The following is a 14,961-nucleotide window of genomic DNA, read 5'->3' as shown; positions in this document are numbered from 1 at the left end:
CCTTATGCTGCAACTGATCCTCGGCGGCGCCCGCTCCGGCAAAAGCCGTCTCGCCGAAAAGCTCGCCAGCGACAGCGCGTTGCCGGTCATCTACATCGCCACCAGCCAGCCGCTGGACGGTGAGATGAACGAACGCATCGCCCTGCATCGCCAGCGTCGCCCCGACCACTGGGGGCTGATCGAAGAACCCGTCGAACTGGCCCGTGTCCTGCGCGAAAACGCCGCCGTCGGGCGCTGCCTGTTGGTGGATTGCCTGACGCTGTGGCTGACCAACCTGCTGATGCTCGAAGACCCCCAGCGCCTGGGGTTCGAGCGCGATCAACTGCTGGAAACCCTGGCCGCGCTGCCGGGTGAAATCATTTTTGTCAGCAACGAGACCGGCCTCGGTGTCGTGCCGCTGGGCGAATTGACTCGCCGCTATGTGGATGAAGCCGGTTGGCTGCATCAAGCTTTGGCTGAGCGTTGTCAGCGTGTTGTCCTGACGGTTGCCGGCCTGCCCCTGACTTTGAAAGGTACTGCGTTATGACTGACATCTGGTGGCTCAACCCATGTAAGGCGATTGACACTGCGGCGTACGAACAAGCCTTGGCGCGCCAGCAGCAACTGACCAAACCGGCGGGTTCCCTTGGCCAGCTGGAAGCGTTGGCCGTGCAATTGGCCGGCTTGCAGGGGCAGGTCAAACCTTCGGTAGATCAACTGTGGATCGCGATCTTTGCCGGTGATCATGGTGTGGTCGCCGAAGGCGTGTCGGCGTTTCCCCAGGAAGTCACCGGGCAGATGCTGCATAACTTTGTCACCGGCGGTGCTGCTATCAGCGTACTGGCGCGGCAGTTGGACGCGCAGTTGGAAGTGATCGACCTCGGCACGGTCACGCCGTCGCTGAATCTGCCTGGGGTACGTCACCTGAACATCGGCGCGGGCACCGCCAACTTCGTCAACGGCCCGGCGATGACTGGAGCCCAGGGGCGGTTGGCGTTGCAAGCCGGTCGTGACAGTGCGCGTCGCGCGCTGGCGAGCGGTGCGCAGTTGTTTATCGGCGGTGAGATGGGCATCGGCAACACCACTGCCGCCAGTGCGCTGGCGTGTGCGTTGCTCGATTGCCCGGTCAGCGATCTGACGGGGCCGGGCACCGGCTTGAATGCCCAAGGCGTCAGTCACAAGGTTGCGGTGATCGAGCGGGCACTGGCGTTGCACGCCGGGCAGCGCGATGACGCGTTGCACACCCTGTTCAATCTCGGCGGCTTTGAAGTTGCCGCACTGGTCGGCGCTTACCTGGCCTGCGCCCAGGAAGGCATCGTGGTGCTGGTGGACGGGTTTATCTGCAGCGTCGCCGCACTGGTGGCCACACGCCTGAACCCGGGCTGCCGCGAATGGCTGGTGTTCGGCCACCGGGGCGCCGAGCCAGGCCATCGTCTCGTGCTGCAAAACCTCGACGCACAGCCGCTGCTGGAGCTCGGCCTGCGCCTGGGCGAAGGTAGCGGCGCGGCCCTGGCGGTGCCATTGTTGCGCCTGGCGTGTGCCTTGCACGGCCAGATGGCCACCTTCGCCGAAGCCGCCGTGGCAGACCGCCCGGCATGACTTTGCACCTGGACCTGTTGCGCCACGGCGAGACCGAGCTGGGCGGCGGCCTGCGCGGCAGCCTGGACGACGCGCTGACCGCCAAGGGCTGGGAACAGATGCGCGCCGCCGTGGTGGCCCAGGGGCCGTGGCATCGGCTGGTCAGCTCGCCTTTGCAGCGTTGCGCACGTTTTGCCGAAGAGTTGGGCGCTCAGCTGCAGGTGCCGGTCAGCCTGGAGCCGGATCTGCAAGAGCTGCACTTCGGCGCCTGGGAAGGCCAAAGTGCTGCGGCGCTGATGGAGACCGACGCCGAAGCGCTCGGCTTGTTCTGGGCAGATCCCTACAGCTTTACACCGCCTGAGGGTGAGGCGGTCAGCGACTTTTCCGACCGCGTTCTCGCTGCCGTCGCACGCTTGCAGCAAGCGCACGCCGGTGAGCGGGTGTTGTTGGTCAGTCACGGCGGCGTGATGCGCTTGTTGCTGGCGCGGGCGCGGGGCTTGCCCCGTGAGCAATTGCTGAATGTCGAAGTCGGCCATGGCGCGCTGTTCAATCTGCAGGTCGCGGCTGACGGCGTGCTGAAGGAAGGAATCTGACGATGTTGCCGTTCTGGATCGCCCTGCAATTTCTCAGTAGCTTGCCGATTCGCCTACCGGGCATGCCACAGCCGCAGGAGCTGGGACGCTCGTTGCTGTTTTATCCGCTGGTCGGCCTGTTGTTCGGCTCGCTGTTGTGGGGCTTGAACGCGTTGTTGATGGGCGCCCCGTTGTTGCTGCATGCCGCGTTGTTGCTGACCGCCTGGGTGTTGCTCAGTGGCGGCTTGCACCTCGATGGCCTGGCCGACAGCGCCGACGCCTGGCTTGGTGGCTTCGGCGACCGCGAGCGCACGCTGACCATCATGAAGGACCCGCGCAGTGGGCCGATTGCCGTGGTCACGCTGGGGCTGGTGCTGCTGCTCAAGTTCACCGCGCTGGTGGCGTTGATCGAACAGCATAACGGCGTAGCGCTGATCCTGGCGCCATTGATCGGGCGCGCATCGATGCTGGGCTTGTTCTTGACCACGCGCTACGTGCGTGCCGGCGGGTTGGGGCAGGCGCTGTCGGATCATTTACCGAGAGTTGTGGCCCAACAGGTGCTGATCCTCAGTGGCCTGGCGTGCCTGCTGATCGGTGGTTTCAGCGGCGGGATCGCTGTGCTGCTCGCGGCGCTATGTTTTGTCGGTTTGCGCCACCTGATGGTCAAGCGCCTCAGTGGCACCACGGGCGACACTGCCGGGGCCTTGCTGGAACTGCTGGAAGTCGCGGTTCTGGTCGGTTTAGCGCTGTAACACTTTCTTGCAAATCCTTAATCGCGGGTATATACACGTTCCATGCTTGCCTCCCAATGTTTATGCACCAACCTGCGACGTGCCGCCCGTGGCGTCAGCAGGCATTACGACGGCGCTCTCGACGGCTTCGGGATCAACGTTGCCCAGTATTCTTTGCTGTGCAACTTGCAGCGTCTGGATCAACCGAGCATTTCCAGCCTGGCGGAAGCCATGGGTCTGGACCGCAGCACCTTGGGGCGCAACCTGCGGGTGCTGGAAGGCGAAGGCCTGGTGCAACTGGTGGAAGGCAATGACCTGCGCAACCGCCTGGTGCTGTTGACCGAGGCCGGTGCGCAACGATTGGCCGCGGCGTTACCGGCGTGGGAAGCAGCACAGCAGAAATTGATCGATCAACTCGGCGCAGATAAACGCGAAACCTTGTTGGCCTTGCTGGACGAACTCGCCTGACGGCAGGTTTGTTCCAATACAAGCGGGTATATACCCGTGAACGGAGAATAAGAAATGACCTCGATGTGGCGCACCAGTGGTTGGATCCTTGTGGGGAGTGCGCTGATCCTGGCGTTGTCCTTGGGCGTGCGGCATGGCTTCGGCCTGTTCCTGGCGCCGATGAGCGCCGAATTCGGTTGGGGGCGCGGCACCTTCGCCCTGGCTATCGCCTTGCAGAATCTGGTGTGGGGCCTGGCGCAGCCGTTTGCCGGTGCGTTGGCGGACCGTTTCGGTGCGACCAAAGTGGTGTTTGTCGGCGGGGTGCTGTACGCCGTGGGCCTGGTATTCATGGGCTTGTCCGACTCGGCGTGGTCGTTATCCCTCAGTGCAGGCTTGCTGATTGGTATCGGCCTGTCCGGCACCTCATTTTCGGTGATTCTCGGCGTGGTTGGCCGTGCCGTCGCGCCGGAAAAGCGCAGTATGGCGATGGGGATCGCGAGCGCGGCCGGTTCGTTTGGCCAGTTCGCCATGGTGCCAGGCACTTTGGGCTTGATCAGTTGGTTGGGTTGGTCCGCTGCATTGCTGGCGTTGGGCCTGATGGTGGCGTTGATTCTGCCGCTGGTCGGCATGCTCAAGGATCGCCCGCTGCCGTCGATGGCTGGTCAGCAAACCTTGGGTGAAGCGTTGAAAGAAGCGTGCGGCCACTCAGGGTTCTGGCTGCTGGCGTTTGGTTTTTTCGTCTGCGGCTTCCAGGTGGTGTTTATCGGCGTGCATCTGCCGGCCTACCTGGTGGACCAACATCTGCCTGCAACCACAGGTACCACGGTGCTGGCGTTGATTGGCCTGTTCAATATCATCGGCACCTACACCGCTGGCTGGCTCGGTGGGCGTATGTCCAAACCGCGCTTGTTGACCGCGTTGTATCTGCTGCGCGCCGTGGTCATCGTCTTGTTCCTGTGGGCGCCGGTGACCCAGGTCAGCGCCTACCTGTTCGGCATGGCGATGGGCTTGTTGTGGCTGTCCACCGTGCCGCTGACCAACGGCACGGTCGCGACGCTGTTTGGCGTACGAAATCTCTCGATGCTTGGCGGGATTGTGTTCCTGTTCCATCAGATCGGTTCCTTCCTTGGTGGTTGGCTGGGCGGGGTGGTCTATGATCGAACCGGTAACTACGATTTGATCTGGCAGGACGCAATCGCGTTGAGCCTGCTCGCGGCGGCATTGAATTGGCCCGTGCGCGAGCGGCCGGTGGCACGTTTGCAGGCGCAGATGGAGGCGGCATGAGCATAGCGGCAAGGGGGTTGCTGATCGCGGCGGGGTTGGTCCTGACGCTGCTCGCCTGGTGGGGTTGGCAGCACGGTGGCCTGGCGTTGATGCAACTGGGTATGTCGATCTGTTAAGTTCGGACTCTGACTTTTTCAAGGACACACGACATGCATATGCGCTGGCTCGCTGTACCCGTGCTGATGGCGATTGGCAGTGCCGCAATGGCCGCCGATTGCCCGCCGTTGCTGGAGGGCCAATTGCCCAAGCTGCGGGCCAAGGAATCCATCGACTTGTGCCAGCGTTTTGCTGGCAAGCCCCTGGTGATCGTCAATACCGCGAGCTTCTGTGGGTTCGCCCCGCAGTTCAAAGGCCTCGAAGCCTTGTATCAACGTTACAAGGATCAAGGGCTGGAAGTGATCGGTGTGCCTTCAGATGACTTCAAGCAAGAGGCCAAGACCGGCGAGGAGACTGCCAAGGTCTGCTACGTGAATTACGGCGTGACCTTCACCATGACCGAACCGCAGAAGGTCAAGGGGCCGGATGCGGTGCATTTGTTCAAGGTATTGGCGCAGCAGAGTAATGCGCCGAAGTGGAATTTCTACAAGTATGTGGTCGACCGCCAGGGCAAGGTGATTGCTGATTTCTCCAGCCTGACCAAGCCGGACAGCCCGGATCTGATCGAAGCGGTGGAGAAGGCGTTGGCTTCGAAGCCCTGATCGTCAGCCATTAAAAAGCCCCGCCTCCTTTGCAGGAGAGCGGGGCTTTTTTACGCGGTTCTGAATCAGAACTTGTAAGTCATGCCCAGGCCGAAACCGTTGGCACTGTTTTCATACTTGGCGCGGTAGCTCGACGGCGCGGCGGTGTTGTTCACCTTCACGTCCTCTTCCTTCAGGTAGGAATACGCCAGGTCGATGGTCATGTTGTCCATGACTGCGTAGCCCAGGCCAACGCTGAAAATCGTCCGGTCGCCGGTAGGGATACGTGGCGAGCGATCCTGGTTGTTGGTTGGCGACTGGTCGAAGGTCAGGCCGGTACGCAGCACAACCTGCTTGGTCAGCTGGTACGAGGTGCCCACGGCGTAAGCCCAGGTGTCGTGCCAGTCTTGTTTCTCGGTGATGCTGCTGATTCGGCTCGGGGCGAGAATGCCGCCGTTGGCTCCGGTCACGCCTTCGTTGTTGACGGTGATCTCTTTCAGGCGGCTCCAGCGAGTCCAGGTGGTACCGGCGTAGAGTTTCCAGGCGTCAGTCAGGTCTTGAGTGACCGACAGGTCGTAGGATTCCGGAGTCTCGATTTTCAGCGAGGCGTCGTAACGGTTGTTACGCAGGAAGCCTTGAGTCTGCGCTGGGCCGCTGACGGTGGTGTGGCCTTCCAGCTTGTAGTTGACCTTGGAGTGGTAGGTCAGGCCGACGCGGGTGGTATCGGTCGCCTGGACCAGCACGCCGATGTTGAAGCCCAGCGCGGTGTCGTCACCCTTGATCTTGACGTTGGTGTCGGGAAGTGTCGCGTTAAGGGTTTTTTCCGATTCCAGTACCCCGGAGATCCGGTTGATGGTCGGACCGAAACCGATGGACACGCGGTCGTTGAAGGCATAGCTGACAGTTGGCTGGAAGGTCATCACCTTCACTTCGCTCTTGCTGCCGAAGCCACGGCCCTGGAAGCCGTTTTCATAGTCGGTGACCAGGCCGAACGGTGCGTACACGCCGAAGCCGACAGCCCACTGATCGTTGAGTTTGTTGGTGTAGAAACCGAAAGGTACGGCGGTGAATGGAACCATGTCACCTTTGTTGGAGCCGCTGGAAACGCCACCCGTATCCTTGATATTGGTCGACGCATCGATAGCCGCAACACCACCGGTGACTTGCTGGCCATTCAGGCGGGACATACCGGCAGGGTTACCGTAGACAGTGCTTGCATCATCGGCAGAAGAGGAGCGACCTGCGAAACCCGTACCCATCCCGCTGACGCTCTGTTCGTTGAGTGCGAAACCGCTTGCGAACAGTTGGGAGGATGCCATGGCAACGGCGAGGCTAAGTGTGGTCTTGAGCATTACTTTTTTCATTATTAGAACTCCGTGGTGATCACCGCTGCGGAAAGTATCAATAAATCTCACATCGCGCTATAGGCTGTAATGCAGGAGATAGAGCGGTTTTGTAGGACAATCCGACCAAAATTCGGGGTTTTTGGCGAATCTTGCAAATCGCCCGGTCAGCAAACCGCGTGATTCATGGGTGAAACACAGGTTTGCCAGGTTTGCGTGAAATCGCGCAGCCGTCCTTGGGGATGAAATATTTCTTTCCAGATACGTGCCATGGCTAAAACATCGCCGGGAGGGGGCAGGGCGGGGTGATGTTGTTCCACCAATAGCCAGGCAATGGCGGTGGCGTAACGCAGGTTTACGGTGAGTTCCAGTTGGGGAGCACTGAGAAAGGCATGTTGGCTGGCCAAGCCGCGTACCAGGCTGGCGCGTTCGGGGTCCAGCGCCAGGTAGTTGTCCCACAGGGCGCGATGGCGAGGTTCGGTGATGCTGTACAGGCCATGGCCGCGCCGGTCGTGCAAGGCGGAGCCGAGTTCCGACTGGCTGGCCGCGATGCCCAGCAGCAGGGCTTCAGCTGTCTGGTTGTGGCGGCCCAGGTACATCAACGTTGGCCGGATCACATAACGACACAATTCGCTGGCAGCGATACCCATACAAGCCTCAATCCGTGACGGAAGTGGTCGACGAGGCCTGAGAGGTGGGGGCTTGGCAGCGGTGGATCGGATCTCAGGCTCGCCGGAAGCGGATCATGCCGCTTGAGTTGAAGTGTAGTGTCATATTCATGATGTAAAGGACTGTTTTTAAAACATCTTATTCATTTAGTTATATCGTTTATATCTATTTGAACTTAGTAAAAAAGCTGAATCTACACATTCAAGACAATAAAAAACCCTGTGTTTTAAACAGGGTTTTTTGTGTTTCAGCGACTCGGGTCGATCAGGCAGTCAGTGCCTGACGGGTACGCTCGATCACGGCCTGCAGCGGCTCGGCGCTGGAGTATTGATCGGGGTACAGGCGTTCGCTGTGACGAGCGATGCCGTGTTCGTTGACCAGGGTGAAGCTGAAGCAGCCTTTGCGAGCAGCCATGATCAGGCAATTCATTGGTGCAAAAGCGTTGGTGAGGGTGCGAATGGCATCCTGAGTATGGATTTGAGCGTTCATATTATTGGTGTTCCTACAAATGACACGGATAAGAACCGTGCAACGTTAAAACGTTCCAGTAACGTTGATCACCATTGATCAAACGAAGAACCCGACTGGAACAAAGCAGCCAGTTTGAAGCGCTAATAAGTTAGGCGCGCTTGGGCTGGCAGGTAGGTACTTAGGAGGGCAGGCAACACAACAGGGGCAAAGGTTCTGGGCCCAGGGTGAAGATCCTGATCAATTTGCAGGTTGGTTCGGTCAGAGTATTGAAACTTCGCGGCACCCTTTGCTTGTTCAAAGGCGGTGTCGTCGCAAGTGATACCTGGAAACCATCGAGGTGGTCGGTCCCGCGTTGTTCGGGGGAGTTGTTCGACCAGAATTGACTTTCAGCTTGGTACTAACGCCGCGGATAGTAACGGATTGAAACAAGGAAAGAAAGTGTGCTAGCCAAAAAACTTCAATCAACCCCCTATCAGGCTGCGATAGATCAGCACCGTAGCGGCTGCGGCCAGGGAGCAACCCAAGGCGTAGGCCGCCAGGGTCAGGCGCCAGGACTGGCCGGCTTCAATCACTTGCATCACGTCGCGCATGTCGTTGATCCTGCCGTCACCCAACTCGATGCACAGGCTTACGGCAGTAAAGGCGGCCGACAGCAGGATGGCGATGGCAAACAACGCGCCGTCAGGCGCGGGCAGGGCCGCGTTGATGCCCAGGGCGGTTGCGCAGATTGCGAGCAGCAGGAGTGCGAATAACAGAATTCCTTTCATCGGCGGTGCACGCTTGCGTTATGGGTAGAGCAGTGTGGCCAGCCCGTATCGATTTGAAAAGTCCTCCCGCGCGACTCGCCGGTAACGTTTTTCGTAGAAGTCGCAGCAAAAAAAGCCGCCGATATAACCGTCTGATCGGGACTTGTGCACATTAGTTGCGGAGTGTGTAACCAACCTGTCAACTCCTTCGCAGGGCCGCCTTTAGCCTGCAATGGAAATTTAAGTCAATGAAAAATCTCGCTTTTTTTAATTGGTGAAAAAATCGTCAGTTTGACTGCGGCCCCCGTTCCACGGGCCTTTGCGCGGGTTAAAGGGGGGTTGTCCACTGAGTTATCCACAGCTTCTGTGGATTGTCCCTAGCGCTTGCTCTAGAACGGGCGTGCTGAGATTTTTCAGCTTTACCTGTACGAAAAAAAGAGTAGAGTGGCGCGCCTTCCGATCTGCCCCACAGTGCTTTATGAAGTTTCGCTCAGTATCACCTTCTGTTACCGACACTCCCCAGACTGTTACCGCACCCAAGCGTTTCTCCTTGAAGGTTGCCTTGTGGCTGCTCGACAGCCCGCGCCTGGGGCACAGCACCAACGTCAAACACTTCGCCGGGCGCTTGCTCAAGCAGCCTGCCCGTGATGGCGTGGTGGCCGCCCAGAGCCGCCTGGGCCAGCTGATGTGCCGTGAATGCGGTAACGCCCGCGACCGCCGCATCGGCCATGACCTATTGCGCCAGGCTGCCCGCGCCGGTGATCGTCGCGCCCAACGCGAACTCGGCCAGGTCGAAGACTGAGCTGTCGTCAGACCCTGTGCTCCGTTAACCTTGCTCTTTTTCGGTAATGGCAGAAATGGCTATGGTTTTTGACTGGACCAGTGTTGCCCTGGGCCTTGCTGGCGCCGCGTTGCCTCTGTTGGCCGTGTGCTGGCAACTTCAACGGCGGCTGACCGCCCGCACCACCGGCTGGGAGCTGCTCGAAGAGCGCCTGGCGACTGCGCAACTGGCCCAGGAAGGCCTGGCGGCTCAACTGGACGCCAGTCGCGACGAAATCAGCGACCTGAGCCACGCCAACGCCGCCAAGCAAGCTGACTTGGCCGCCTTGCGCCGTGAGGTCGAACTGTTGCAGATCGACCGCGACAATGCCCGCGACGCCGCCCACGCCTGGAACCTCGACCGCAACGCCAAGGACACCGAGCTACGCCGCCTCGATGCGCTGTCGGCGGCCTTGCGCGCCGAGTTGCGCGAGCAACAGGACAGCCACCAGCAACGCCTCACTGACCTGCAAGGTTCGCGTGACGAGCTGCGTGCGCAGTTCGCCGAACTGGCCGGCAAAATTTTCGATGAGCGCGAACAGCGCTTTGCCGAGACCAGCCAGGAACGCCTCGGCCAGTTGCTCGACCCGTTGAAGGAACGCATTCAATCCTTCGAAAAACGTGTGGAAGAAAGCTATCAGAATGAAGCCCGCGAGCGCTTTTCCCTGGCCAAGGAACTGGAGCGCCTACAGCAACTGAACCTGCGTCTGTCGGACGAGGCCACCAATCTGACCCGCGCCCTCAAGGGCCAGAAAACCCAGGGCAATTGGGGCGAACTGATCCTTGAGCGGGTGCTGGAACACGCTGGCCTGGAGAAGGGCCGTGAATACCAGACTCAGGTCAGCCTCAAGGGCCCGGACGGTGAGCGCTTCCAGCCCGACGTGTTGATCATGTTGCCCGGCGACAAGCAGGTGGTGGTCGACTCGAAGGTCAGCCTGACCGCCTATCAACAGTATGTCGGCGCGGACGATGAAGTGATCGGTCAAGCGGCGCTCAAGCAACACGTATTGTCCCTGCGCAATCACGTCAAAGGCTTGGCCGGCAAGGATTACAAGCGCCTCGAAGGCTTGCATAGCCTGGATTTCGTGTTGTTGTTCGTGCCGATCGAGGCGGCGTTTTCCGCCGCGCTGCAGGCTGAACCGAACCTGTTCCAGGAAGCGTTCGACCGCCATATCGTGATCGTCAGCCCGACCACTTTGCTCGCCACCTTGCGGGTGATCGACAGCTTGTGGAAGCAGGAGCGTCAGAGCCAGAACGCCCGTGAAATCGCCGAGCGTGCCGGTTGGCTGTACGACAAGTTCGTGTTGTTTATCCAGGACCTGGATGAAGTAGGCAATCGTCTGCAGCAGTTGGATAAGGCTTACAGCTCGGCGCGGAACAAGCTTACAGATGGCCGCGGAAATCTGGTCAGCCGTACCGAGCAGTTAAAGTTGCTCGGTGCGCGTGCCAGCAAAAGTCTCCCTGCCGACCTGCTGGAACGGGCAATGACCGATTCCGATGGCGTTGCCCATCTGCCTGAATAAACACAGGACGCATCTGTGGGAGCGGGCTTGCTCGCGAAGGCGGAGTGTCAGTCACCGAATAATTGACTGAGCCACCGCCTTCGCGAGCAAGCCCGCTCCCACATAAACCCCGCCCACAATTCAGATCGAGCACGGCCTGGCTACAGTGGCAAATGCCTACTCAGCAACGCGCGCAACGCCGCCGGCTTCACCGGCTTGGCCAGGTAATCCAGCCCGGCCGCGTGCACCTCGGCCACCATCTCCGGACGGCCATCGGCGCTGATCACCACGCCGGGAATCGGCTCGGCCAATTGCGCGCGCAACCAACCCATCAACTCGGTGCCGGTTTCGCCATGGTCCAGGTGGTAATCCACCAAGGCCAGTTGCGGACGCACGCCGTCTGCCAGCAGTGCCGCGCATTGCGCCTGGTCGGTAGCCGTCCACACTTCGCAGCCCCAACGACTCAGCAGGCTGCGCATGCCGATCAGGATGCTCTCTTCGTTGTCCACGCACAGCACTTGCGCGCCACTCAGCGGCTGGCCGTTCTCCGGTGTCGCCAACACCCGTGGGCTGGCCTGGTTGCGCGCCAATGGCACACTGACGCTGAACACACTGCCCTTGCCCGGCCAGGAGCGCACGCGCAACGGGTGGCCCAGTACGCGGCACAAGCCATCGGCAATTGCCAGGCCCAGGCCCAGGCCCTTTTCCGCGCGGGTCTGGTGGCTGTCGAGACGCTTGAACTCTTCGAAGATCACCTTCTGTTTATCCAGTGGAATGCCGGGGCCACGGTCCCAGACTTCCAGGCATAACTCGCCCTCGCGGCGACGTACGCCAAGCAGCACCGGGCCGTCGGCATAGCGGAAGGCGTTGGTGAGAAAATTCTGCAAGATTCGCCGCAGCAGCTTGATGTCGCTGTCCACCCGCAAACGGCTGCCGCGCACGCGAAAGCGCAAGCCTTGTTCCTGGGCCAGGGCCTTGAACTCGGCGCCGAGGGTGTCGAACAGCTCATTGAGTGCAAAGGGTTGGCGCTGCGGGTTGATCTTGCCGTTTTCCAGGCGCGAGATGTCCAGCAGGTCGCTGATCAGGTCCTCGGCGGAACGCAGCGAACTGTCCAGATGCTGCACCAATTGCCGGGCTTCACTGGACATGCCGTCGTTCTGATGTGACAGCGCTGCGGAAAACAGCCGGGCGGCGTTGAGTGGTTGCATCAGGTCATGGCTGACCGCCGCGAGGAAACGGGTCTTCGACTGGCTGGCGGATTCGGCCACGCCCTTGGCGTCAGTGAGTGCCACGTTGAGCTGCGACAGTTCATGGGTGCGCTCGGTCACCCGCTGCTCAAGGCCCTCGTTGGCCTCAGTGAGCGCTTGCTCGGCTTCGCGGAACGCGGTGATGTCGGTGAAGCTCATGACGAAACCACCACCCGGCATCGGGTTGCCGATCAGCTCGATCACCCGCCCGTTGGGGAACAAGCGCTCTGAGGTGTGCGCGCGGCCCTGGCGCATCCAGTGCAGGCGACGCGCCACATGGACTTCGGCCTCACCCGGCCCGCACAGGCCGCGCTCGGCGTTGTAACGGATGATGTCGGCAATCGGCCGGCCGACGCTGATCAGGCCTTCCGGGTAGTTGAACAGCTCCAGGTAGCGTCGGTTCCACGCCACCAACTTGAGAGACTGGTCCACCACGCTGATGCCCTGGGTAATGTTTTCAATCGCACCTTGCAGCAGGGCCCGGTTGAATTGCAGCACCTCGGAGGCTTCGTCGGCGATACGTACGACGTCCTCCAGTTGCATTTCCCGACCTTCAATCGCGGCTTTTACTACAGCACGTGTCGACGAAGCGCCGAGCACACCGGCCAGCAGGCGTTCGGTGTGGGCGATCCAATCGTTGTCGGCGTTCTGGTTGGGGTTGAAACCTTTGCCCTGGCGATAGGCGAAGCGGATGAAACTCTGCTGGGCGCGTTCTTCACCGACAAAACGTGCGGCCAGGCTGAGCAGGTCGCTGATCTGTACCGACAGCATCGAGCGTGCGTTGGCGCGCTGGCTGATTTCCTGGCCGATAAAACGCCCGGCCTGCCAGTGCTCGGACACTCGTGTGCGCGACAGCATCGACACCCACACGAACAGCGTGAAGTTGCCTGCCAGGGAGAACACGGTGCCCAGGGTCAATGAGGTCACGGACAAGCCAAACGGATGGGAGTGCATCCACGTCAGGCCAGGGAAAAGACTTAGCGACCAGCCGAGACTTTTCGCCGTCACAGGTAGGACCAGGGTGTAGAACCACAGGAAAGTCCCCGCCGCCAAGCCGGCAAACACGCCGCGCCGGTTGGCCTGCTTCCAATACAACGCACCCAGCATCGCCGGTGCCAGTTGGGTCACGGCGGCAAAGGCGATCTGGCCGATGGTCGCCAGGCTCGCGGTGGAGCCCAGCAAGCGATAGCTCACGTAGGCCAGCAGAAGGATGATCACGATGCTGACCCGGCGTACCGAGAGCATCCAGTGCCGGAACACTTCGAACGGCCGCTCGGCGCTGGAACGGCGCAATAGCCAGGGTAGCAACATGTCGTTGGAGACCATGGTCGACAGGGCGATGCTCGCCACGATCACCATGCCGGTGGCTGCCGAGGCGCCGCCGATAAACGCCAGCACGGCGAGGGCCGGATGCGCTTCGGCCATGGGCAGGCTGATTACATAGGAATCCGGCAATACCGAACCGGGCAACAGCATCTTGCCGCCGAGGGCGATAGGGACGACGAACAGTGCGGCGAGGATCAGGTAGGCGGGGAATACCCATTTGGCCAGGCGCAGGTCCTGCGGGTCGATGTTCTCCACCACCGTCACATGGAACTGCCGGGGCAGGCAGATGATCGCCATCATGGCCACGCCGGTCTGCACCACCATCGACGGCCAGTTGACTGTCTCTTTCCAGTATTCGTCGAGGCGCGGTGCAAGCATCGCCTGGCTGAACAGGTCGCCGAAACCGTCATACAGGCCGTAGGTCACAAACGCGCCGACCGCGAGAAAGGCGAACAGCTTGACCAGCGACTCAAATGCAATCGCCAGCACCATGCCACGGTGGTGCTCGGTGGCGTCGAGGTTGCGGGTGCCGAAGACGATGGTGAACAGGGCCAGAACCAGTGACACGATCAGCGCCGTGTCCTGGGCGCGGGTGCCGGTGGTGTCGGCGCCTGCGCCGATCAGCAGGTTCACCCCCAACACAATGCCTTTGAGTTGCAGGGCGATATAGGGCAGTACGCCGACCAGGCAGATCAGCGCCACCACCACGGCCAGGGATTGGGATTTGCCGTAGCGTGCGGCGATAAAGTCGGCGATGGAGGTGATGTTTTCCTGCTTGCTGATCAGGATCATCTTTTGCAGCACCCAAGGTGCCAGCACCAGTAGCAGCACCGGTCCCAGGTAGATCGGTAAAAACGCCCACAACTGTTCGGCAGCTTGCCCTACGGAGCCAAAGAAGGTCCAACTGGTGCAGTAGACTGCCAGCGACAGGCTGTACACCCAGGCACGCATGCGGGGCGGCAGCGGCGCACGGCGGCGGTCACCATAAAAGGCGATGGCGAACATAATGGCCATATAGGCCAGGGCAACGGCGGCGATCAGCCCGCTGGACAGCGTCATGGTAACTCCGAGCATAAGAACGCCCGGGCATTTCAGGCCCGGTTGGACAGTCTCGCATGATGCATGGGGTTAGTCAGTGTCGACCAAGGTCGTGTGAGGGAGAATGTCGCAGGGTGTGTCTAGCGCGGCGGCAGGGTTTTCTGGCGCAGGATGTAGATCGACACCAGCACGGCACTGGTCAGCATGAAGCCGCGTGCCCACGGTAGAGGTACCAGATAGCAGGACAGGCCGATACTCAGCCACATCAAACCGATGGCGTAGACCTTGCCTTTGAGGGGGATGCCGTTGCCGTCCAGGTAATCGCGAATCCACGGGCCCAGGCGCGGGTGTTCCACCAGCCAGTGGTAGAAGCGCGGAGAGCTGCGGGCGAAGCAGGCGGCGGCGAGGAGCAGGAAGGGCGTGGTTGGCAACACCGGCAGGAAAATGCCAATCACCCCCAGCGCTACGCTCAGCCAGCCGATGGCCAGCAGCACGTAACGCAGGAGAGGCGAGCGATTGCCCATGGGTGTCA

15 protein-coding genes are annotated in these 14,961 nt (G+C 60.8%); 9 read left to right on the top strand and 6 right to left on the bottom strand.

Annotated features, from left to right (window positions below):
- Positions 1-4: 4 nt before the first annotated feature.
- The 7 genes from cobU to IB241_RS03930 all read left to right on the top strand — a co-directional run bounded on the left by cobU (position 5) and on the right by IB241_RS03930 (position 5,289).
- Positions 5-526 carry a bifunctional adenosylcobinamide kinase/adenosylcobinamide-phosphate guanylyltransferase gene (gene cobU, locus IB241_RS03960; RefSeq protein WP_192297052.1) on the top strand — a complete coding sequence of 174 codons (522 nt, stop codon included), beginning with the start codon at positions 5-7 and terminating at the stop codon, positions 524-526.
- Positions 523-1,578 (top strand): nicotinate-nucleotide--dimethylbenzimidazole phosphoribosyltransferase, encoded by a 1,056-nt coding sequence (cobT, locus tag IB241_RS03955; protein WP_192297051.1) that lies wholly within the window; start codon positions 523-525, stop codon positions 1,576-1,578. Before cobU ends, cobT begins: the two co-directional genes overlap by 4 nt.
- On the top strand, positions 1,575-2,150 hold the full coding sequence (cobC, locus tag IB241_RS03950) for an alpha-ribazole phosphatase family protein (protein ID WP_192297050.1): 576 nt from the start codon (positions 1,575-1,577) through the stop codon (positions 2,148-2,150). The genes cobT and cobC overlap by 4 nt, the downstream gene beginning before the upstream one ends.
- Positions 2,151-2,152: 2 nt before the next feature.
- Positions 2,153-2,881, top strand: coding sequence for an adenosylcobinamide-GDP ribazoletransferase (locus IB241_RS03945; RefSeq protein ID WP_192297049.1), 729 nt, complete (start codon positions 2,153-2,155; stop codon positions 2,879-2,881).
- 42 nt (positions 2,882-2,923) lie between these two features.
- The gene (locus IB241_RS03940; RefSeq protein ID WP_192297048.1) at positions 2,924-3,328 is read left to right on the top strand and encodes a MarR family winged helix-turn-helix transcriptional regulator; all 405 of its coding nucleotides are present in this window, start codon (positions 2,924-2,926) and stop codon (positions 3,326-3,328) included.
- Positions 3,329-3,391: 63 nt separating this feature from the next.
- A complete protein-coding gene (locus tag IB241_RS03935; RefSeq protein ID WP_192297239.1) occupies positions 3,392-4,591 on the top strand; it encodes an MFS transporter in 1,200 nt (399 codons plus the stop codon).
- Between the two features lie 149 nt (positions 4,592-4,740).
- A complete protein-coding gene (locus IB241_RS03930) occupies positions 4,741-5,289 on the top strand; it encodes a glutathione peroxidase (RefSeq protein WP_192297047.1) in 549 nt (182 codons plus the stop codon).
- A gap of 65 nt (positions 5,290-5,354) precedes the next feature.
- On the opposite strand, the gene IB241_RS03925 is transcribed toward IB241_RS03930, so the two are convergent.
- The 4 genes from IB241_RS03925 to IB241_RS03910 form a co-directional block, all read right to left on the bottom strand.
- Positions 5,355-6,632, bottom strand: coding sequence for an OmpP1/FadL family transporter (locus IB241_RS03925; RefSeq protein ID WP_192297046.1), 1,278 nt, complete (start codon positions 6,630-6,632; stop codon positions 5,355-5,357).
- A 146-nt stretch (positions 6,633-6,778) separates the two neighbouring features.
- Positions 6,779-7,261, bottom strand: coding sequence for a hypothetical protein (locus IB241_RS03920; protein ID WP_192297045.1), 483 nt, complete (start codon positions 7,259-7,261; stop codon positions 6,779-6,781).
- A gap of 283 nt (positions 7,262-7,544) precedes the next feature.
- A complete protein-coding gene (locus IB241_RS03915) occupies positions 7,545-7,769 on the bottom strand; it encodes a hypothetical protein (RefSeq protein WP_005790139.1) in 225 nt (74 codons plus the stop codon).
- Positions 7,770-8,212: 443 nt separating this feature from the next.
- Positions 8,213-8,518: a hypothetical protein gene (locus tag IB241_RS03910; RefSeq protein ID WP_192297044.1), complete on the bottom strand. Its 306-nt coding sequence runs from the start codon at positions 8,516-8,518 to the stop codon at positions 8,213-8,215.
- A 457-nt stretch (positions 8,519-8,975) separates the two neighbouring features.
- On the opposite strand from IB241_RS03910, the gene IB241_RS03905 reads away from it, so the two are divergent.
- Both IB241_RS03905 and rmuC read left to right on the top strand, forming a co-directional pair.
- Complete coding sequence (locus IB241_RS03905; RefSeq protein WP_192297043.1) at positions 8,976-9,299, top strand: sel1 repeat family protein; 324 nt, start codon at positions 8,976-8,978, stop codon at positions 9,297-9,299.
- A 61-nt stretch (positions 9,300-9,360) separates the two neighbouring features.
- Positions 9,361-10,839, top strand: a complete 1,479-nt coding sequence (gene rmuC / locus IB241_RS03900; protein WP_412547860.1) for a DNA recombination protein RmuC — start codon at positions 9,361-9,363, stop codon at positions 10,837-10,839.
- A gap of 140 nt (positions 10,840-10,979) precedes the next feature.
- Here rmuC and IB241_RS03895 read toward each other — a convergent pair whose 3' ends face one another.
- Positions 10,980-14,450 carry a PAS domain-containing hybrid sensor histidine kinase/response regulator gene (locus IB241_RS03895; RefSeq protein WP_192297042.1) on the bottom strand — a complete coding sequence of 1,157 codons (3,471 nt, stop codon included), beginning with the start codon at positions 14,448-14,450 and terminating at the stop codon, positions 10,980-10,982.
- Between the two features lie 119 nt (positions 14,451-14,569).
- The gene (locus tag IB241_RS03890; protein WP_192297041.1) at positions 14,570-14,953 is read right to left on the bottom strand and encodes a YbaN family protein; all 384 of its coding nucleotides are present in this window, start codon (positions 14,951-14,953) and stop codon (positions 14,570-14,572) included.
- Positions 14,954-14,961 lie beyond the last annotated feature (8 nt).

It is taken from the genome of Pseudomonas sp. PDM05 (genome assembly GCF_014851685.1).
GTDB lineage: Bacteria > Pseudomonadota > Gammaproteobacteria > Pseudomonadales > Pseudomonadaceae > Aquipseudomonas.
Note: the sequence above shows the minus strand (reverse complement) of the source record. Positions and strands in the feature narration are given on the sequence as shown.